Raw genomic sequence first — 18,759 nt, 5'->3', positions numbered from 1 at the left:
GCGACGGGGGGATTAAAGGCGAACGCTCCCCCGCCCTTCCGGTGAAGGGTGAGGGAGCGTCCGGCAGGGGGCTACGCTTCGGCGGGCTCTTCGTACTTGGGGAAGACCGGTGCCGGCGCGGGCAGTTCGGTGCCGGCGACAATCGGCGTCGGGATGGCAGCGAACTGCCGGGCGTCGCCCTCCGGCTGCCCCAACGTGCCCAGAAGGGCCGCCGACGCCCCCGGCATGACCGGCTGCGCCAGGATCGCGACGATGCGAAGCACCTCAAGGGTCACGTACAGCACAGTCCGCATGCGTTCGACGTCGGACTTCCGCAGGACCCAGGGGGCCTGCTCGGCGAAGTACGCGTTGGTGTCGCCCAGCACACCCCAGATCGCTTCAAGGGCACGGCTGAATTCCTGCTTGTCGAAGGCGGCGCGCGCCTGCTCAAGCAGGCCGTTCGCCTGGGCCAGGATGGCCTGGTCCTCGGCGGTGAAGGCTCCGGGGACCGGCACCCGGCCTTCGCAGTTCTTCGCCACCATGGACAGCGACCGCTGCGCCAGGTTTCCGAAGTTGTTGGCGAGGTCCGAGTTCATCCGCCCCACGATCGCCTCGTGGTTGTAGCTGCCATCTGCGCCGAAAGGCACTTCACGGAGGAAGAAGAACCGGACCTGGTCCAGGCCGTACTGGGCTACGAAGTCGGCCGGGGCCACCACGTTGCCCAGCGACTTCGACATCTTCACTCCATTGTTGTGCAGGAAGCCGTGGATCATCACGCGCCGCGGCAGTTCCAGGCCGGCACTCATCAGAAAAGCAGGCCAGTAGATGGCGTGGAAGCGCGAGATGTCCTTGCCGATCACGTGGACGTCGGCAGGCCAGAATTTCCTGAAGGACGCCGATTCCACATCCGGGTATCCGGCGCCGGTCAGGTAGTTCGTCAGGGCGTCCACCCATACGTACATGACGTGCTTGTCGTTGCCGGGTACCGGAACGCCCCAGTCAAAGGTGGTGCGGCTGATGGACAGGTCTTCGAGGCCGCGCTTGACGAAGCTGATGACCTCGTTGAAACGGGACTGCGGGGCGCCGAACTCCGGCTGCGCCTCGTAGAGCGCCAGCAGCTTGTCCTGGTAGTTGGAGAGGCGGAAGAAGTAGCTCTCCTCGGCCGTCCAAGTGACAGGGGTGTCGGTCTCCTTGGTGTACCGGTCGCCGTCCTCCTTCACCACGGTGTCGTCTTCCACGTAGTAGGCCTCGTCGCGGACGGAGTACCAGCCTTCGTACTTGGAGAGGTAGATGTCGCCGTTGGCTTCCATCTTCTTCCAGATGGCCTGCGAAGCGGTGTAGTGGTCGGTGTCCGTGGTGCGGATGAAGCGGTCGTAGGAGATCCCCAGGGCAGCGTGCGCCGCCTTGTAGATTTCCGCGTTCCGGTCCACGAGCTCCTTCGGCGTGACACCTTCCTTCTCCGCGGCCTGGGCGATTTTCAGACCGTGCTCGTCAGTGCCCGTCAGGAACATCACGTCGTAGCCATCGAGCCGCTTAAAACGGGCCATTGCATCGGTGGCAATGTACTCATACGCGTGGCCGATGTGCGGCACACCGTTGGGGTAGGTGATGGCCGTGGTGATGTAGAACGGGCGCTTGTCTGGGGAAGTCACGGGCGGAACGTTACCTTTAGTGCGGAGGGATGAATCTAGATCAGTTCGGTCAGCGTATCGCTCAGCCGGACCAGTTCGTGGTCATGTGAAGCAACGAGGACGGCAATCCCGTCGGACGTCGTGTCCTTAAGGATGCTGATGATGCGGTTGGCGGACGCGCGGTCCAGGCTGGCTGTGGGCTCATCCACTACCAGGACGCGTGTTCCCAGAATCAGGGCCCGGGCAATGGCGACGCGCTGGCGCTCACCGCCGGAGAGCTGGGCTGGGCGGTGCCTCATCCGGCGGCCAAGTCCCACAAGATCCAAGAGGTCCTTGGCCATGTCGCGGCGCTTATCCACTTCACCGTCCGGGACTGCGGGCAGCAGGACATTTTCAAGGGCACTCATGCCGTCGATCAGCGCCCCGCCCTGGTCGACGTAGCCGATCAGGGCACGCCGGCGGTCAGCGATCTCGTCATCGCCCATGCTTTCGAGCGACTGCCCCTCCCACAGCACCCGGCCCGACGTCGGCAGGGTGAGTCCCGCGCCCACGGTCAGGATGCTGGTCTTGCCGGAGCCGCTTCGGCCGGCGACACAGTGCATCTCACCTGCGTGGAGCGTCAGGTCGAAGCCCTCCACCACGCTGACGGCGTCGGCTCCGCCTTTTCCGCCGCCGTAGCGGATGGTGATATTGCTCAGCTCGAGCGGGGTACCGTGATCGGCGGCCTTGACGAGGGTGTTGGCGCGCGTCTGGAGCGAGCCCTCGCCGTCGTCGTTCCCGCGCGCCCGGCGAAGGTTAAGGTCGTTGGTCATTGGACTACTTTCGTTGCAATCGGAATCCAGCAAAGTACGGCCACGAGCCCGGCCACGGCGGCCCAGAGCGCGGCATAGGGGGCCAGGAGCAGCCCCACGCCCAGGGCGCCCAGCACGCCCAATGGCACAGCCACCGCGCCCACCAGGGCATTTTCGAAGAAACGGACCTGGCCCAGCATGTCGGGGTTCCAGCCCATGGCCTCAAGGGTGCCCAGGTACTGGCGCTTGGCCTGCAGTTCAAAGCGGCCGGTGACGAGCGTCAGCAGGAGTCCCACCGCAACTCCGGAGAGGCCCAGGACGATGCTTGGCAGGGCGACGCTGGCAGCAGCCAGGCCGCTCAGTGCGCTGACGCCGGCGGCACGCGGGATGTCGATCAGCAGGGCGATCAGGCCGCCCACTGCTGCACCGAACACTCCGACGGCCACGGCAAGCGAGATGGCATTGAAGCGGTTGGTGCTCAGCTGCCGGTTTGCGAACGTCAGGGGCGAGTCGACGGCGATGAGCCGCTCGTCGTGCTGGGGTTCCTGGTCGATCTCCTCGCGGTGGCGGAGCTGCTGGGCTGCAAAGAAGGCCGCGGCCGCATACAGGAACAGCACCGACGCCGAGACAATCACCGTGGCGAGGTTCCAGCTCAGCAGGCTCAGGACGATACCCGCGACGGCCAGAAGCCCGGCGCCGACGGCAAATTCCTCCAGCACCCACGAGCGGATCCGCCGCTGGGTCCAGCCCATGGCGCGCAGGGTGCCGGCCTCGCGGCGGCGCTGCCGGACGTAGCTGACGGTGGAGGCGCCTGTCAGCAGCGCAGCGCCGCAGAGGGTGAGGAAGAGAAGCGTGAGGTTGGTGGCGGTCAGCGAGCCGGACACGGCGTCGGCAGCATCCTGCCTGACCCATGATTGCTGGACGGTGCCCAGCGCAGATTCCTTGCCGGCGTCGTCCTTGGAGTAGCCGGGGACGAAGATGTTGGCGTCCTCGCGCGCAGAGCCGGCCACGATGGTGGCCTCAAGGCCCATGTCCCGGATCTCGTTGGCGAGCTTTTCAACCTCCGGCTGGGCCTGCTTCCAGCTTCCAGGCGCGCTGGCCCGGACGCGCACGGCGTCGATGACCGAGGTGTTCTTCTCGAACCCGCGTGCGGCCGCGAGACCGTAGAAGTCCGTGATGGCGCCGGCCGACTGGCTGACCAGCCCGGTGGCACTGAGTGACGGCTTGAGCGTGGTGTCCTGGACATCCTTGCCCTGGGCGTCCTTGGTCAGCGTCAGCGGAGTGGGGTCGTAGCCGCCCAGCGGAAGCCTGTTCACATCCCCAGCCGCTTCTTTGACGGCGGCGGGGTCGAACGTCCCGTAGACCATGGCCAGGGGTGCGGCGAGCTTCTTCCCCGTTTCGAGGTTGTCCCGGTAGGAGCGCTCATCGACCGGATTGCGCTGGGTCTGGTCCACAGGTTCCCCGGCCGCTGTCTTCTCCGGAAGACGGTTGACGGTGACCCACTCGCCCGGCGTTGCGGTCTTGTCGACAGCACCGTTGCCCGCGGTGGAGCCATCCGTGTACTTGGGAGCTGACGCGAAGTTCGTGCTCCAGGCGGCAGGGGTGTAGAGGCCGCGGCTGAAGTTCGACGAGTTCCCCAGCAGCTTGGAGTAATCGGTGGATCCCGGCCAGGCGAGGGCAAAGGGCGATTTGGAGACGAACGGAAGGTAATCCTTGTCCAGGGACCGGTCCACCGTCCCGACCTCCTTGACCACGTTCCCGGAGTCATCGATTTCCTCGATCTTCACCGAGTATTTCAGGTCAACGGACGTGCCCGAGCGGACAATCAGGGGTATGGCCTGGGAATCCTCGGTCAGCTGGCCGTTCAGTTTGGCCTGCTGGTACTGGGTCATCAGCGGCGCCCAGTACTTGAGCTTCACGCCCAGGAAATCGGGCCCCTCCTCGAGTTCCTTCATGCCGATGCCGGTGGTGAAGAGGCTTTCGAAGTGGCGTCCGATCGCGCCCGCGTTGCGGGCGTCGGCCGGCGGTGCCTTCTCCAGCGGGGCAAGGAAGTCGCCGGCGGTTCCCAGCAGTGCGCGCTCCGAAACGGGGTCGACGGCGACCACAGACTCGGTGACCTCCGGCGCCATGGGCAGGGCTACGGAGAGGTTGAAGAGGTTGTGCTCGGATCCGCCCGCGGGTGCCGGGAACTTGATGCCCGTCTCACCCTCGGGTCCGGCAATGCGGATGCTTTTGCCGCCGGCGGCCTGTTCTTCGACGAGTCGGGCCTTGCCGAGGGTTCCTTCCGCGGTGGACTTGAAGAGAGTCTGCTCGGAAGCGCCGTCGGAACTGGTGGCGCTGGCCGTCAGGCGGTACTTCTTGGGAGTATCGCTGAGGACCGACTGTGCGGCCGGCCACTTGCTGGGATCTGTGCCGCCCGGCTGGCTTGCCGTAGCCGTGCCCACCAGCCCGGCGTTGAAGCCGAGGTAGTCCATGGCCTCAAGCCGCGGGGCTTCCAGGTTCTGGGTGACGCGGGAGACCAGGCTGATGGGGGCTGCGACCGAGGTGCCCGAGAGGTCCCTGATGCCCTGCAGCTGGCCGAAGCTGATGCCGCCCTGGCCGTTGGCGATCTCCGGCTGCATCAGTGCACCCCCGGAACCCGCCTTGGCCTGGACCAGGATGTCATAGAGCCCGCGCGAGTTTTCGTCCACGGTCCGGTTCAGCGCTGCCTGCGACTGGTTCTGGACGAGGACGGACAGGCACATGGCGGCGATCAAAATGGCAGCGGTCAGCAGCAGCACTTTGCTTCTGATGAACCTCTGGACGGCGTTCATTGGGCTCCCTGAAACCTGGATTGCGTGCGCACGACTCGATCACCTTTGGAGGTGGAGGTTTCCCTTGCGGGCGTGCAAAAAGTATTGGCCGGTCTGCCGGCAAGATCCTTAATTCGGACGTAGCCATTGTACGCAGACCGGCCAATCATATTTAGCCGGGGTGTCCTCCCTGCCGCGCAGAGTTCACCCCGGGGCGGGATCCCTAGTCCTCGAGATCCACTTCGCGCACCATTTCCGCACCGATGCCGGCCTTGATGGCATCCAGCACCTGCTGCGGGACGGAGCTGTCGATGGTGAGCAGCGCCAGCACCTGGCCGCCCTCTGCCTGGCGTGCCACCTGCATGCCGCCGATGTTGATGTTGTTCATACCCAGGATGTGGCCGATCGTACCGATGACGCCGGGCCTGTCAGCGTAGGACACCACCACGAGGTGTTCGCTGATGGGGATTTCGACGTCGTAGCCGTTGACGCCAACGAGCTTCTGCACCTGCTTCGGGCCGGTCAGGGTGCCGGCAACGGAGATCTGGCTGCCGTCGCTCAAGGCTCCGCGCAGGGTCAGGACGTTGCGGTAGTCCTCGGCATCGGGAGTCGTGATGAGGCGGGTGTTGATGCCGCGCTGTTCAGCGATGACGGGCGCGTTGACGTAGGACACCTGCTCGGTGACAACGTCAGCGAAGATGCCCTTGAGGGCAGCGAGCTCCAGGACCTTGACGTCGAGGGAGGCGATCTCACCGGCAACCTCAACGTCGATCTGGGTCAGGGAGGCGTGGGTAAGGGCTGTGAAAATGCGGCCCAGCTTCTCGATCAGTGGGATGCCCGGGCGGACGTCGGGGGCGATCACGCCGCCGGCAACGTTGACCGCATCCGGCACGAGCTCACCGGCGAGGGCGAGTCGTACTGACCTGGCCACGGAAACGCCGGCCTTCTCCTGGGCTTCGTCCGTGGAGGCACCCAGGTGCGGGGTGACCACAACATTGTCCAGCTTGAAGAAGGGCAGGTCTGTGCTGGGCTCCTGGACGAAGACGTCCACTGCCGCGCCGGCGATCTGGCCGTCCTGCAGTGCCGCGTAGAGGGCTTCCTCGTCAACGAGTCCGCCACGGGCCACGTTGATGACGTAGGCCGTGCGCTTCATCTTGGTGAAGGCGTCAGCGCCGAGCATGCCGACCGTTTCGGGGGTCTTGGGCATGTGGATCGTCACGAAGTCCGACTGGGCAAGCAGCTCATCCAGGGTGACAAGCTTCACGCCGAGCTGGGCAGCGCGGGCGGAGGTGATGTACGGATCGTACGCGAGGATTTCCGTGTCGAAGCCCTGGAGCCGTGCGGCCACCAGGGCGCCGATCCGGCCCAGGCCAATGATGCCGATCTTCTTCTCGAAGAGTTCGATGCCCGTGTACTTGGAGCGCTTCCACTCACCGTCCTTGAGGGCGGCGCTGGCCTGCGGAATGTGGCGCGCCAGGCTCAGGATGTGGCCGACCGTGAGTTCGGCGGCGGAGACGATGTTGGACGTCGGGGCGTTGACCACCATGACGCCGGCCTGCGTGGCCGCCTTGATGTCAACGTTGTCCAGCCCGACGCCGGCGCGGGCGATGACCTTCAGGTTCTTCGCCGCTGCGATGGCTTCGGCGTCCACCTTCGTGGCGGACCGCACCAGGATGGCGTCGACGTCCGCAATGGCAGAGAGCAGCTGGGAGCGGTCGGCGCCGTCGGTCTGGCGGATTTCAAAGTCCGGGCCAAGGGCCTCGATTGTGGCGGGCGAAAGTTCTTCGGCGAGCAGTACTACGGGTTTTGACACGGCTGATCCTCTGCGTTGCAGTCCGGGGGATGAATTAAGTCTAGGCTGACGGAAAGGCCGGGCTCACATTGTTAAGTGTGAACCCGGCCTCACTGTCGCGTTCTGAAGGGCTCCTAAGCGAAAGCCTCAGCCCTAGCGGGCTGCAGAGCCTTCGACGTAGTCCTCGTCCTGCTGCTGCCAGGAGAACAGGGAGCGAAGTTCGCGGCCCACACCCTCGATCGGGTGCTGCTCTGCCTTTGCACGCAGTTCCTTGAATTCGGCGCCGCCATTGTCCTGGTCGTCAATGAAGCGCTTGGCGAAGGCACCGTTCTGGATGTCGGCGAGAACAGCCTTCATGTTTTCCTTCACCTCGGGGGTGATGACGCGCGGGCCGGAGACGTAGTCGCCGTACTCTGCGGTGTCGGAGACGCTCCAACGCTGCTTGGCAATGCCGCCTTCCCACATGAGGTCAACGATGAGCTTCAGCTCGTGAAGCACCTCGAAGTAGGCGATCTGCGGCTGGTAGCCGGCCTCGGTCAGGGTCTCGAAGCCGTACTGGACCAGCTGGGACACGCCGCCGCACAGGACGGACTGCTCGCCGAAGAGGTCCGTTTCGGTCTCTTCGGTGAAGGTGGTCTTGATGACACCGGCGCGGGTGCCGCCAATGGCCTTGGCGTAGGACTTGGCCAGCTCCCAGGCGGAACCGGTGGCGTCCTGCTCCACGGCGATGATGTCCGGGATGCCACGGCCGGCTTCGAACTCGCGGCGCACCGTGTGGCCGGGAGCCTTCGGGGCGATCAGGATGACGTCGACGCCCTCCGGAGCCTCGATGTAGCCGAAGCGGATGTTGAAGCCGTGTGCGAAAGCCAGGGCCTTGCCCGCGGTCAGCTTGTCCTTGATGGAGTCGTTGTAGATCGAGCGCTGGTGCTGGTCCGGTGCCAGGATCATGATGACGTCGGCCCATTCGGCGGCGTCGGCAACATTCTTGACCGTGAAGCCTGCTTCCTCGGCCTTGGCGATCGACTTCGAGCCTTCCTTGAGCGCGATGACAACCTCGACGCCGGAATCGCGCAGGTTCAGCGCGTGGGCGTGGCCCTGAGAGCCATAGCCGACAATGGCAACCTTGCGACCCTGGATGATCGACAGGTCGGCGTCGTCGTCGTAGAACATTTCAGTCACTGGGGTGTCTCCTTTGAGTGGATTCTTTATAGATGGTGGTCTGTGGTGCGGTAATGCCTAGGCATGCGCTGCAGGAAGGCTGTGCCTTAAGCGCTGCGCAACGCCCTGTCACTCATGGAGCGGGATCCCCGTCCAACGGCCAAGGTGCCGGACTGCACGATTTCGCGGATACCGAAGGGCTCGAGCACTGAAAGGAGTGCCGTGAGTTTTTCTGGGTGGCCGGTTGCTTCAATGACCACGGAGTCTGTGGAGACGTCGACCACTGAAGCACGGAACAGGTCTGCAGCCTGGGTCACCTGCAGGCGTGTTGCGGCATCTGCACGTACCTTGACCAGGATGTGGTCACGCTGTACGGAAGATTCTGAGGTGAGTTCAACAATCTTGATCACGTTGACCAGCTTGTTCAACTGCTTGGTGACCTGTTCGATCAGGTCACCGTCGGCGTCGACGACAACGGTCATCCGGGACATGCCCGGGACTTCCGTCGGGCCGACGGCCAGGGAATTGATGTTGAAGGCCCGGCGCGCGAAGAGGCTCGCGACGCGGGTCAGCACACCGGGCTTGTCTTCGACCAGAACAGACAGTGTGTGGCGGGGCATGTTCAGTCCTCCTCTTCCCATTCCGGGGTCATGTTGCGGGCAACCTGGATCTGGTCATTGCTGACGCCGGCGGGCACCATCGGCCACACCATGGAGTTAGGACTGACAACGAAATCAATAACCACGGGGCGGTCGTTGATTGCCAGGGCCTTCTGGATCGTGGCGTCGATGTCCTCGTCGCGTTCGCAGCGGAAGGACGCACAGCCGTAGGCCTCGCCCAGCTTGACGAAGTCCGGGATCCGGACGGTGTCGTGGCCAGTGTTGAGGTCCGTGTTGGAGTAGCGGCCCTCATAGAAAAGCGTCTGCCACTGCCGGACCATGCCCAGCGAGGAGTTGTTGATCACGGCGACCTTGATGGGGATCTTGTTGATGGCGCAGGTGGCCAGTTCCTGGTTGGTCATCTGGAAGCAGCCGTCGCCGTCGATGGCCCAGACCACACGGTCCGGCTCCCCCACCTTGGCGCCCATGGCTGCGGGAACCGCGTAGCCCATGGTGCCGGCGCCGCCCGAGTTCAGCCAGGCGTGCGGGCGCTCGTACTTGATGAACTGCGCGGCCCACATCTGGTGCTGGCCCACGCCCGCAACGTAGATTCCCTCAGGGCCCGTCAGCGCGCCGATGCGTTCGATGACGCGCTGCGGGGCGCTGAGACCGTCCTCGGGCTCGGTCCACCCCAGCGGGTACGTGTCCTTCAGGTTGTTAAGGAACGTCCACCAGTTCGCGAGGTCCGGCGTGCCCGCGGTCCCGAACAGGGTCCGCACCGCTTCGGTGAGCTCCGGGATGATCTCCTTGACGGAGCCCACAATCGGGACGTCGGCCGTGCGGTTCTTGGAAATCTCGGCGGGATCGATGTCTGCGTGGATCACCTTGGCGTTGGGCGCGAACGACTTCAGGATGCCGGTAACCCGGTCATCGAAACGGGCGCCGAGGGTGATCAGGAGGTCCGACTGCTGCAGGGCCGTCACGGCGGACACAGTTCCGTGCATGCCGGGCATGCCGACATGCTGCGGGTGCGAGTCCGGGAAGGCGCCGCGTGCCATGAGCGTGGTGACCACGGGGGCACCGGTCAGCTCCGCCAGCTCCATCAGTTCGGCCGAGGCGTGGGCCTTGACCACGCCGCCGCCGACGTACAGCACAGGCTTGCTGGCTGCCGCGATCAGTTTGGCCGCCTCGCGGACCTGCTTGTTGTGCCCGCGGACCACGGGACGGTAGCCCGGGAGATCGATTTTCGGCGGCCAGGAGAATGTCATCTGGCCCTGCTGGGCGTCCTTGGCAACGTCTACAAGGACGGGTCCCGGCCGGCCCGTCGAGGCGAGGTGGAAGGCCTCAGCCATGACATGGGGGATGTCGTTGGGGTCCGTGACCAGGAACGAATGCTTGGTGATCGGCATGGTGATGCCGACAATGTCCGCCTCCTGGAAGGCATCGGTCCCGATGACTCCGCTGGACACCTGGCCGGTGATGGCCACGAGCGGGACGGAGTCCATGTGGGCATCCATGATGGCGGTGACGAGGTTGGTGGCACCGGGGCCCGAGGTGGCGATGCAGACGCCCACCCGCCCGGTGACCATGGCATAGCCTTGCGCGGCGTGGCCGGCTCCCTGTTCGTGACGGACCAGAACGTGGTTCATTTTGGAGGCCATCAGAGGGTCATAGGTGGGCAGGATCGCGCCACCGGGTAAACCGAAAATATCGTCGACGCCGAGTTCTTCGAGCGAGCGGACAATAGCTTGCGAGCCGGTCATCACCGTTGGGGGTACAACGTTGTTCGGCCCGAGGACAGGAGAGGCGGTTGCAGCAGTGTCGACGCCGACGGCGGTTTCAGCCGTCCGGTCGGCGCGTTCCGGAGCCTTGGGGGCTCCAGCGGACTTAGTAGCCATCAGCGAGGGGCTGATCGGCGATCCTTTGCTCATCGGACTCTTCCTTAGTGAATCTTGAATTGGGGCGGTGCTACATGAAAGCTGAAACTGCTGTCACGCTGGAAAATAAAAAAACCCCTCAGCCTGGCGGCTCTTCGAGGGGTTGCGCGTGACAGTTCGTTACCAGTCGGGCTATGGAGCCACGCGCTTGGTAAGTACGACGACGGCGCCGACGGTAACGAATGCGATCATGCGTTCAGTTTTCCCTCTGGTGGGATGCGTGTCAACGAAGCTGACCGCCGTCTCACCATTTGGACTTCATTGTCCATCAACCGAACATCCCGGTCCGGTCACTTCTCGCTCCTACCCCCGGCGAACGGCGCGAACGCCGATCGCCAGGGACCTAACGGAGCTTCTTATTAAGCCCTGCCGCCCTAACGGCGACGGGCTCAACTTTGTGTCACCCGCAGTATGCTCCGGTGGAGGCGCTGTGCACCAGCTTGGCGTACTTGGCCAGGACGCCCTTGGTGAACTTGGCCGGAAGCGGTTCCCAGCCGATCTTGCGGGACTCGAGTTCGGCGTCGTCGACCAGAAGATCGAAGCTCCGGGCAGCGATGTCCACACGGATACGGTCACCGTCCTTGACGAAGGCGATCGGACCGCCGTCGACCGCTTCAGGGGCAACGTGGCCGATGCACAGGCCCGTGGTGCCGCCGGAGAAGCGGCCGTCGGTCAGGAGCAGGACGTCCTTGCCGAGGCCCGCACCCTTGATGGCTCCGGTGATGGCGAGCATTTCGCGCATGCCGGGGCCGCCCTTCGGTCCTTCGTAGCGGATCACCACGACGTCGCCCGCCTTGATCAGGCCCTTGTCCAGCGCGTCAAGAGCACCCTGCTCGCGCTCGAATACCCGCGCGGTGCCTTCGAAGACGTCGGCGTCGAAGCCGGCGCTCTTCACCACGGCACCCTCAGGTGCCATGGAACCGTGCAGGATGGTGATTCCACCGGTCTTGTGGATCGGGTTGTCCAGCGCACGGAGGATCTTGCCGTCCAGGTCCGGCGGGTTGATGGACGCAAGGTTCTCCGCCAGGGTCTTGCCGGTGACGGTGAGGCAGTCGCCGTGCAGCAGCCCGGCGTCGAGCAGTGCGCGCATGATGACCGGCACGCCGCCGATCTTGTCGACGTCGGTCATGACGTAGCGGCCGAACGGCTTCAGGTCACCCAGGTGCGGGATCTTGTCGCCGATGCGGTTGAAGTCATCCAGGGTCAGCTCGACCTCGGCTTCGCGGGCGATGGCCAGCAGGTGCAGCACGGCGTTGGTGGAGCCGCCGAAGGCCATGGTCACGGCGATGGCGTTCTCGAACGCCTTCTTGGTCATGATGTCCCGGGCGGTAATGCCCAGGCGCAGCAGGTTCACCACTGCCTCGCCGGACTTGCGGGCAAACTCATCGCGGCGGCGGTCCGCCGAGGGCGGCGCCGCGGAACCCGGCAGGGACATGCCCAGGGCCTCGCCGATGCAGGCCATGGTGTTGGCCGTGTACATGCCGCCGCAGGCGCCTTCGCCCGGGCAGATGGCCTTTTCGATGCGGGTCAGGTCTTCCATGCTCATCTTGCCGGCAGCGCAGGCGCCAACGGCCTCAAAGGCGTCGATGAGGGTGACTTCCTTTTCGGAGCCGTCCTCGAGCTTGACCCAGCCCGGCATGATGGAGCCGGCGTACAGGAAGACGCTGGCCAGGTCCAGGCGCGCGGCCGCCATGAGCATGCCGGGAAGGGACTTGTCACAGCCGGCCAGCAGAACAGAGCCGTCGATCCGCTCGGCCTGCATCACCGTTTCCACGGAGTCAGCAATGACCTCGCGGGAGACCAGGGAGAAGTGCATGCCCTCGTGGCCCATGGAAATGCCGTCGGAAACGGAGATCGTGCCGAACTGCATCGGGAAGCCGCCGCCGGCGTGGACGCCCTCCTTGGCGCCCTGGGCCAGCCTGTTCAAGGAAAGGTTGCAGGGAGTGATCTCGTTCCACGAACTCGCGACACCGATCTGCGGCTTGGCGAAGTCGTCATCGCCCATCCCCACGGCCCGGAACATGCCGCGTGCCGGAGCCGCGTGAATGCCATCGGTGACGACCCGGCTCCGGGGCTTGATGTCAGGCTTGTTGTCGGTTGCGATCTGGGTGTCCTCACTCATGGGTCAAAGTCTATGACTCCGGCAACCGCGCCAACGACCTGGAATGGCCGGTTAAGCGGGATTTCCGGAATATTTCGATCAGATAGTGGACTCGCGTCTCAAATAATGGACTTCGCGGGCTCCGGGCGAGGGGCGCGTGGCGGCGGTCACACCTTTTCGAGGCCATCCGCGAGGGCCTTGGCTTCCGCCTTGAGCATGCCGAGGACACTCTGGATAGTGGTCCTTGCTGCCACCTCGGGCCGGGCAAGGGCCACGATGCTGCGGCGCGCCATCACTCCGGTCAGGGGACGGAGAACGAATCCCCTGCCTTGATTTCCCAGCGAGGTATAGCGCGGGAGCAGCGATAGCCCATGACCCGAGCTCACGAGCGCCTCCAGGACCCGAAGATCGGCAAAGAGCTGGGCGCGTACTGCCGTGGTGCCCGCCTGTGCCTCGATCTGCTGCAGGACGGTATCAAACGGGAACCCCTCCGGAACCCCCATCCAGGGAAACCCCACCACGTCCTGCGCCGTCAGACTGGGCTTAGAAGCCAGCACGTGCCCGGACGGAATGGCCACATCCAACGGTTCGTTCAGTAACGGCACCACCACCAGGCCCCGCCGCGCAAACACCTCCGGCCCGTCCACGCTGTGGGCAAGAACGATGTCATAGTCCGCCGCCAGGCCAGCGAATCCCGCCACGCCGGGATCCTCCAAGTGGGCTTCAAAGCGGAGTCCGTCGATTTCCTTCACTCGGTGCAGGAGCCCCGGCAGGAGCATCTCCGCTGCGCTGGGGAAGAAGGCGGCCTTGACCTGCGTCTGCCAGCCCCGGCGGTACGTGTCCACCGTTGCCTCCGCCCTGGCCATCGCGACGGCGACCTCTGCCGCCGCCCGCGCCATCGCGGCGCCGGCTTCGGTGAGCCTCACGCCACGGCCCGACTTCTCCATCAGCACCACTCCGAGCTCGTCCTGAAGCGTCTTGAGCTGCTGCGAAACGGCTGAGGGCGTGACGCCCAGCGCCTCGGCGGTGGCACCCACCGAGCCGCGGTCCGCCAGTTCCCTGAGTATCCGGAGACGCTTGAAGTCCATGAAGCGAGGCTACGTCACGCCCCGCGGACTCCTGAACGCTGCTTATCGGTCTGCGCACAGCGCAGCCAGGCATTGACAAACCTAGACAGCCGTATTGACAGCGACGTACCGTCAAGCAACGGCAACCTCGCCTCGTGGACAGAAGGGCTTTGCTATGGAGTGGCTTATCTGGGTCATCGTCATCGTATTGATCATTGCCATCGTGTGGTGGCTGCTGAACCGCAACTCGGGCAAGACTGCAGGAGGCCGGGATGCGGCCGGGACCGACCAGGTAACGTCCTCCAATTCAAGGGCCAGCGCTTCCATGGCGGGCGCTTCCGGCAGCAGCGCTTCAGCCGCGGCTCCCGCTGCGGCCGCGGCTCCTGCTCCGGCCGGGGCGACTGGTTTCGCCAACACAGCAGGCGCCGGAGAAGCCGCCCGCACCGAAGCGCCCTCCCCAGCCGGCGCACCACCCGTCCGGCCTGACTCTTCCCCCGCAGCCCAGGCCGACCCGGAGGACGTGGAACCCGACATTGAGTCCTGGGACGCCGCCGCTTCACGCCCGCCGGCCGCCGCTTCACGCCCGCCGGCCGGCGCTCACGTGCCCTCCGGCGGCGACGTCGATGACTGGGACGATGACGAAGACAAAGCCGAATGGGACACCCAGTGGTCCGAAGCCGGATCAGCCGCGGCAACGCCCCAGCGCGCCGCGGAGTCCGCATCATCGGCTCCGGGCACCCCCGCGCATCACCCTGAGTACACCGAACAGCACGCCGCCACCCTGCCCGGAGCGGAGTCGGCCGCCGCCGAGGCCCTGGATGCCGAGGCAGAAACCCAGCAGAGAATCCAGTCGTCAGCCGCCACGGAGGCCGCAGCGAGCCACGGTGCCGAACCCGTGGGCCACGAAACCATGAGCCCCCGGGCTGCTGGCGCGGGGGCCATGGCCAACGAACCGCACCAGACCGAGGCTGCTGAGGCCCCTGACACGTCGGCCGCGGCTGCAGCGCCCACCTATGAGGGTGCCGCGGGCGCACCCGGTCAACCCTATGGCGAGGGTTCGGCCGCACCTTCAGCGGACGGAAGCGGTCCCGAGGGCTTCACAGTGAAGGCCGATACCGGATCGATGACCTATTACGACGAGGACAGCTCCGGTTACAACGAGGCGAGCGCGGAGGTGTGGTTCCTCTCGCCTGCCCATGCCGAGGCTGCCGGTTTCCGCGCTCCGCGCCGGACCCGGCGCTGAAAGCCGGCAACTAAGAGTGGTGGGCTGATCCCCCGTCCGGGACAGGCGGCAAAGTCATGATCACAGGCGGGGCGCGCATGGCATTGGCCAGCACCGCAGTCGCATCTTGCCTGCAGCCGGTCACAGGTATCGCTGCCACTGTGGCCTTGGCGCTCATGCTTGCCGGCTGCACCGGGAACGGCGGCAGCGCCCCGGACGGCAGCGGCGGCACGTCAACCGGCCCCTCTACGGGCACGGCCGCCAGTCCCGGGAAAAACGGCGCAACAGGCTCGGGCGAGCCGCAGGTCAGCACCAAAATAGATGGCCTGCAGCTGCCTTGGTCAACGGTATTCCTGCCGGACGGAACAGCAGTCATTTCGGAGCGGGATTCCGCCCTCCTCAAATCCGTCAGAGATGGCAGAATCACCACCGTCGGCAAGGTTCCGGGAGTGGTCCCCGGCGGCGAAGGCGGGCTCCTGGGGCTGGCACTGTCCCCGGACTATGCCGCCGACCGCTTCATCTACCTGTACTTCACCGCGGCCGAAGACAACAGGATCGCCCGCCTTCGGATCGAACCGGAAGGGGCCGGCACGGGCAGCGGCCTGAGGATGGGCGCTCCGGAAGTCATCTTCTCCGGCATCCCCAAGGCGTCCACCCACAACGGTGGCCGGATCCGCTTCGGCCCCGACGGCTTCCTCTACGTGGGTACGGGCGACTCACAGCGCCGCGAACAACCCCAGGACCGGAATGCCCTGGGCGGGAAGATCCTCAGGCTGACCAGGGACGGCGAGCCGGCACCGGGCAATCCGTTCCCCGGCAACCCCGTTTACAGTCTCGGTCACCGGAATGTTCAGGGCCTGGCATGGGACGCTGACGGGCGTCTCTGGGCCAGCGAGTTCGGTCCGGATGTCAATGACGAACTGAATTTGATCCAGGCAGGCGGAAACTACGGATGGCCCGTGGTCACCGGGGCACCCCATCGCCAGGAGTTCATCGACGCAAAAGTCGTGTGGCCATCCACCGCCGAGTCTTCGCCCAGCGGACTGGAGATCGCTGGTACCACAGCCTATTTGGGAGCACTCCGCGGGCAGCGGATCTGGTCGGTGCCGCTCATTGGTGAAAATGCCGGCAAGCCTGTGGGCTATTTCACACAGCAGTATGGCCGCATACGGAACGTCTCGCTCGCTCCGAACGGGGACCTGTGGGCGCTCAGCAACAACGAAAACCCTGATTTCGCGCTGATTTTGAGCCTGCCGGGCTAAGCTCCGGCACCTTCATCCGCGCTGATTTCACACTGGCGAAAAGTTCGTGTAGAGTTTCATGTCGTTGCGGAGAACAACGCGGGAAGCAAAGCCCACGATTGAACGAAACAGCAGCTGCACCTCTAGCTCAATTGGCAGAGCAATTGACTCTTAATCAATGGGTTCCGGGTTCAAGTCCCGGGGGGTGCACAGACGAGAAACCCCGTCTTCACAGGCCGCGCGCCGTGAAGGCGGGGTTTCGTTTTGCCCGAAAAGTGTACCGACGGTGCGTCGCTCCGGCTCCGGCCCTGGCAGCAGTTCATAACCGGGTCCCAATGAGACCGCGCACCGCCGTCCCTGCTTACAATCGATCGACGATCAACTACAGAGGGAAACATGAAGAAACTCATCACTGCCGCGCTCGCCGCCGGGCTCCTCCTCTCCGCTTCGGCCTGCAGCGCACCGAAATTGTCCACTGCGGAAACCTGCGACCGGGTCAAGACCGTTGTGTCGAACCCCGCGGCCAGCACAGGCAAGACCGGAATGATCCGCCTCGCCAACCAGATCCGGCCGATCGAGGCCGTGTCCTCTGATGACCTGCAGCCGGCGCTTCAGGCGATCCTGGACTACGCGGACGAATCCGTGAAGGAGAACCCGGACGCTGAAAAGCTTAACGGGCTAAAGACCGAATATGAGAAGGCCGGCAGCACCTACAGCAAGTTCTGCAGCCAGTAGCAGTATCGGCAACTTCCAGCCGTACCCAACGGAGGGGCCGGATCGTGAACCGCACCCCGAAAGTTGGACTTGAAACGTAGAGTCCAGGCTTCGGTGGTGCGGTTCACCGCTTTCGTAGGCGAGCCCAGGCTCGCCGACTACATGGTGACTCAGGCCCGGCGGATCCGGGGCAGGCGCGTGTCACGCTCGCGGCCCGGGGTCGGGTTCGAATATCTTCTTGGTATGAGTGAGGAACGTCCCGGGGAGCTGACCGGGCAGATATCAATCAATGAGCTGCTCATCGCCATGGGCGAAGAGCCCGTCATGAGCATGATTGATCTCACCGTTCCGGACGACGCCTCATCCCTGACAGACGATCAGCCCACACTGCCCGGACTCTGATTCAGAGGCTCTTTCAGTCGAAGGAGCTGGCCTCAACCTTGAGACCTGAGTCGACACTTGCCACAATGGCGGTAGTTGCCGGCGAGGCGAAACGGGTGGCCAGCTCCCGGACAACGGCCTGGAGTTCCTGGCGTAGGACGTCCGGATCGATGGACGCTGCGGCAAGCACTGACCGTTCCATGTCCGCCGCGGCAGTCACGGCTTCGGTCCCGCGGTCTGTGAGGGAGACAACGTGGCTCCGGCGGTCAGAGGTGCTGCGTTGGCGCACAATGTGACCGTGTGACTCCAGCCGGCTGAGCGTCTTGCCCATGGTCTGGGCCTGAACACGGACCAGCTGCGCCAGTTGCGCCTGTGTCATGGGTCCGTTGTTGTAGAGCACCTCAATAGCAATGACGCCGGCGTGGGTCAGGCCAATGGCCCCCAGCTTTTCGTTCCAGGAGTGTTCAACGAGACGTGCCGCCGTGGACAAGAGGCGCCCAGTGGGCCAGCGATCCATATCAGGCATACCAACAAGTATAGCCAAGTGTGGATTCGTCCCGGCGCAGCAGGCTTACTAAGCTGAAATGTCCCGCATGCAAACAAGGAGAATACTGTGGCTGAACGACTCAACCCCGGCGACGTCGCACCGGACTTCACACTGAAGGATTCCGAAGGAGCGGACGTCAGCCTGAGCGATTACCGCGGCCGAAACACCATCGTCTACTTCTATCCCGCTGCTGCCACCCCCGGATGCACCAAGCAGGCCTGCGACTTCCGTGACAGCCTGGCCTCCCTTCAGGCTTCCGGTTATGAGGTCCTGGGGATATCCCCCGACCCATCCAGCAAGCTGGCCGCGTTCGCTGAAAGCGAAGGCCTGACCTTTCCCTTACTGTCCGACAACAGCCACGCCGTTGCCGAGGCCTACGCAGCGTGGGGAGAAAAGAAGAACTACGGGCGGACATACGAGGGCCTCATCCGCTCGACCGTCGTGGTGGATCCGGACGGCAAGGTGGCACTCGCCCAGTACAACGTCCGGGCCACCGGCCACGTCGCCAAGCTGCGCCGGGACCTGAAGGTGGCGACAGACAGCTGACGGGACACGCTGCCGGCTGTAAAGCTGACTGAAGGCCCGGCCTGCTGACGGTACAATGGAGGCTGGCAATCGCCGTCGTACGTTTTCTGTTGCACAGAAGGCGGAAGGCGGAGCCGCGCGCGAGTGGTGAAATTGGCAGACACGCAGGATTTAGGTTCCTGTGCCTTCGGGCGTGGGGGTTCAAGTCCCCCCTTGCGCACAAAACTGGAACACGAATTCCAGAAGCTAAACATCACAGGAATCCCGGACCAGGCGGTCCGG

Annotated in this window: 15 protein-coding genes and 2 tRNA genes; 7 read left to right on the top strand and 10 right to left on the bottom strand. The window is 64.7% G+C overall.

The annotated features are described in order from the left end of the window. Nucleotides 1-71: 71 nt before the first annotated feature. The 9 genes from metG to AC1D14_RS01860 form a co-directional block, all read right to left on the bottom strand. The gene (gene metG / locus AC1D14_RS01900; RefSeq protein ID WP_230116843.1) at nt 72-1,631 is read right to left on the bottom strand and encodes a methionine--tRNA ligase; all 1,560 of its coding nucleotides are present in this window, start codon (nt 1,629-1,631) and stop codon (nt 72-74) included. 35 nt (nt 1,632-1,666) lie between these two features. Further along, nucleotides 1,667-2,422 (bottom strand): ABC transporter ATP-binding protein, encoded by a 756-nt coding sequence (locus AC1D14_RS01895; RefSeq protein ID WP_230116844.1) that lies wholly within the window; start codon nt 2,420-2,422, stop codon nt 1,667-1,669. Then, on the bottom strand, nt 2,419-5,214 hold the full coding sequence (locus AC1D14_RS01890; RefSeq protein WP_476967978.1) for an ABC transporter permease: 2,796 nt from the start codon (nt 5,212-5,214) through the stop codon (nt 2,419-2,421). Before AC1D14_RS01890 ends, AC1D14_RS01895 begins: the two co-directional genes overlap by 4 nt. Nucleotides 5,215-5,416: 202 nt before the next feature. Continuing rightward, nucleotides 5,417-7,006, bottom strand: coding sequence for a phosphoglycerate dehydrogenase (serA, locus tag AC1D14_RS01885; RefSeq protein ID WP_476880835.1), 1,590 nt, complete (start codon nt 7,004-7,006; stop codon nt 5,417-5,419). A 132-nt stretch (nt 7,007-7,138) separates the two neighbouring features. Beyond that, nucleotides 7,139-8,164, bottom strand: a complete 1,026-nt coding sequence (gene ilvC / locus AC1D14_RS01880; protein WP_230116847.1) for a ketol-acid reductoisomerase — start codon at nt 8,162-8,164, stop codon at nt 7,139-7,141. 86 nt (nt 8,165-8,250) lie between these two features. Continuing rightward, on the bottom strand, nt 8,251-8,763 hold the full coding sequence (gene ilvN / locus AC1D14_RS01875) for an acetolactate synthase small subunit (protein ID WP_230116848.1): 513 nt from the start codon (nt 8,761-8,763) through the stop codon (nt 8,251-8,253). Nucleotides 8,764-8,765: 2 nt separating this feature from the next. Next, nucleotides 8,766-10,673 (bottom strand): acetolactate synthase large subunit, encoded by a 1,908-nt coding sequence (locus AC1D14_RS01870; protein ID WP_230116849.1) that lies wholly within the window; start codon nt 10,671-10,673, stop codon nt 8,766-8,768. 406 nt (nt 10,674-11,079) lie between these two features. Continuing rightward, entirely contained in the window at nt 11,080-12,801 is a 1,722-nt protein-coding gene (gene ilvD, locus AC1D14_RS01865; RefSeq protein WP_476880834.1) for a dihydroxy-acid dehydratase, read from the bottom strand. Nucleotides 12,802-12,947: 146 nt separating this feature from the next. Next, nucleotides 12,948-13,868, bottom strand: coding sequence for a LysR family transcriptional regulator (locus AC1D14_RS01860; protein WP_476880833.1), 921 nt, complete (start codon nt 13,866-13,868; stop codon nt 12,948-12,950). A gap of 154 nt (nt 13,869-14,022) precedes the next feature. Here AC1D14_RS01860 and AC1D14_RS01855 point away from each other — a divergent pair, with 154 nt between their 5' ends. The 5 genes from AC1D14_RS01855 to AC1D14_RS01835 all read left to right on the top strand — a co-directional run bounded on the left by AC1D14_RS01855 (nt 14,023) and on the right by AC1D14_RS01835 (nt 17,426). Continuing rightward, the gene (locus AC1D14_RS01855; protein WP_476880832.1) at nt 14,023-15,090 is read left to right on the top strand and encodes a sunset domain-containing protein; all 1,068 of its coding nucleotides are present in this window, start codon (nt 14,023-14,025) and stop codon (nt 15,088-15,090) included. A 77-nt stretch (nt 15,091-15,167) separates the two neighbouring features. Continuing rightward, nucleotides 15,168-16,331 (top strand): PQQ-dependent sugar dehydrogenase, encoded by a 1,164-nt coding sequence (locus AC1D14_RS01850; protein ID WP_476967977.1) that lies wholly within the window; start codon nt 15,168-15,170, stop codon nt 16,329-16,331. A 116-nt stretch (nt 16,332-16,447) separates the two neighbouring features. Next, nucleotides 16,448-16,520, top strand: a tRNA-Lys gene (locus tag AC1D14_RS01845). Nucleotides 16,521-16,706: 186 nt separating this feature from the next. Beyond that, nucleotides 16,707-17,045, top strand: coding sequence for a hypothetical protein (locus tag AC1D14_RS01840; protein ID WP_230116854.1), 339 nt, complete (start codon nt 16,707-16,709; stop codon nt 17,043-17,045). Nucleotides 17,046-17,141: 96 nt separating this feature from the next. Further along, nucleotides 17,142-17,426: a hypothetical protein gene (locus tag AC1D14_RS01835; RefSeq protein ID WP_476967976.1), complete on the top strand. Its 285-nt coding sequence runs from the start codon at nt 17,142-17,144 to the stop codon at nt 17,424-17,426. A gap of 13 nt (nt 17,427-17,439) precedes the next feature. Here the strand turns inward: AC1D14_RS01835 and AC1D14_RS01830 are convergent, their stop codons facing one another. After that, nucleotides 17,440-17,922 (bottom strand): MarR family winged helix-turn-helix transcriptional regulator, encoded by a 483-nt coding sequence (locus AC1D14_RS01830; protein WP_230117041.1) that lies wholly within the window; start codon nt 17,920-17,922, stop codon nt 17,440-17,442. Nucleotides 17,923-18,018: 96 nt separating this feature from the next. On the opposite strand from AC1D14_RS01830, the gene bcp reads away from it, so the two are divergent. Beyond that, nucleotides 18,019-18,498 (top strand): thioredoxin-dependent thiol peroxidase, encoded by a 480-nt coding sequence (bcp, locus tag AC1D14_RS01825; RefSeq protein WP_230116856.1) that lies wholly within the window; start codon nt 18,019-18,021, stop codon nt 18,496-18,498. Nucleotides 18,499-18,615: 117 nt separating this feature from the next. After that, nucleotides 18,616-18,697 (top strand) — tRNA-Leu (locus tag AC1D14_RS01820). Nucleotides 18,698-18,759: the final 62 nt, after the last annotated feature.

It is taken from the genome of Arthrobacter sp. P1_B11, assembly GCF_056406715.1.
The sequence above is the reverse complement of the archived record's forward strand: the minus strand, read 5'-3'. Positions and strand labels throughout refer to the sequence as shown.

Excerpts from the sequence above, each read along its gene's own strand:
- AC1D14_RS01895 (WP_230116844.1), bottom strand. The coding sequence starts at position 2,422 with ATGACCAACGACCTTAACCTTCGCCGGGCGCGCGGGAACGACGACGGC.
- AC1D14_RS01890 (WP_476967978.1), bottom strand. The coding sequence starts at position 5,214 with ATGAACGCCGTCCAGAGGTTCATCAGAAGCAAAGTGCTGCTGCTGACC.
- ilvN (WP_230116848.1), bottom strand. The coding sequence starts at position 8,763 with ATGCCCCGCCACACACTGTCTGTTCTGGTCGAAGACAAGCCCGGTGTG.
- AC1D14_RS01870 (WP_230116849.1), bottom strand. The coding sequence starts at position 10,673 with ATGAGCAAAGGATCGCCGATCAGCCCCTCGCTGATGGCTACTAAGTCC.
- ilvD (WP_476880834.1), bottom strand. The coding sequence starts at position 12,801 with ATGAGTGAGGACACCCAGATCGCAACCGACAACAAGCCTGACATCAAG.
- AC1D14_RS01860 (WP_476880833.1), bottom strand. The coding sequence starts at position 13,868 with ATGGACTTCAAGCGTCTCCGGATACTCAGGGAACTGGCGGACCGCGGC.
- AC1D14_RS01855 (WP_476880832.1), top strand. The coding sequence starts at position 14,023 with ATGGAGTGGCTTATCTGGGTCATCGTCATCGTATTGATCATTGCCATC.
- AC1D14_RS01850 (WP_476967977.1), top strand. The coding sequence starts at position 15,168 with ATGGCATTGGCCAGCACCGCAGTCGCATCTTGCCTGCAGCCGGTCACA.
- AC1D14_RS01840 (WP_230116854.1), top strand. The coding sequence starts at position 16,707 with ATGAAGAAACTCATCACTGCCGCGCTCGCCGCCGGGCTCCTCCTCTCC.
- AC1D14_RS01830 (WP_230117041.1), bottom strand. The coding sequence starts at position 17,922 with ATGGATCGCTGGCCCACTGGGCGCCTCTTGTCCACGGCGGCACGTCTC.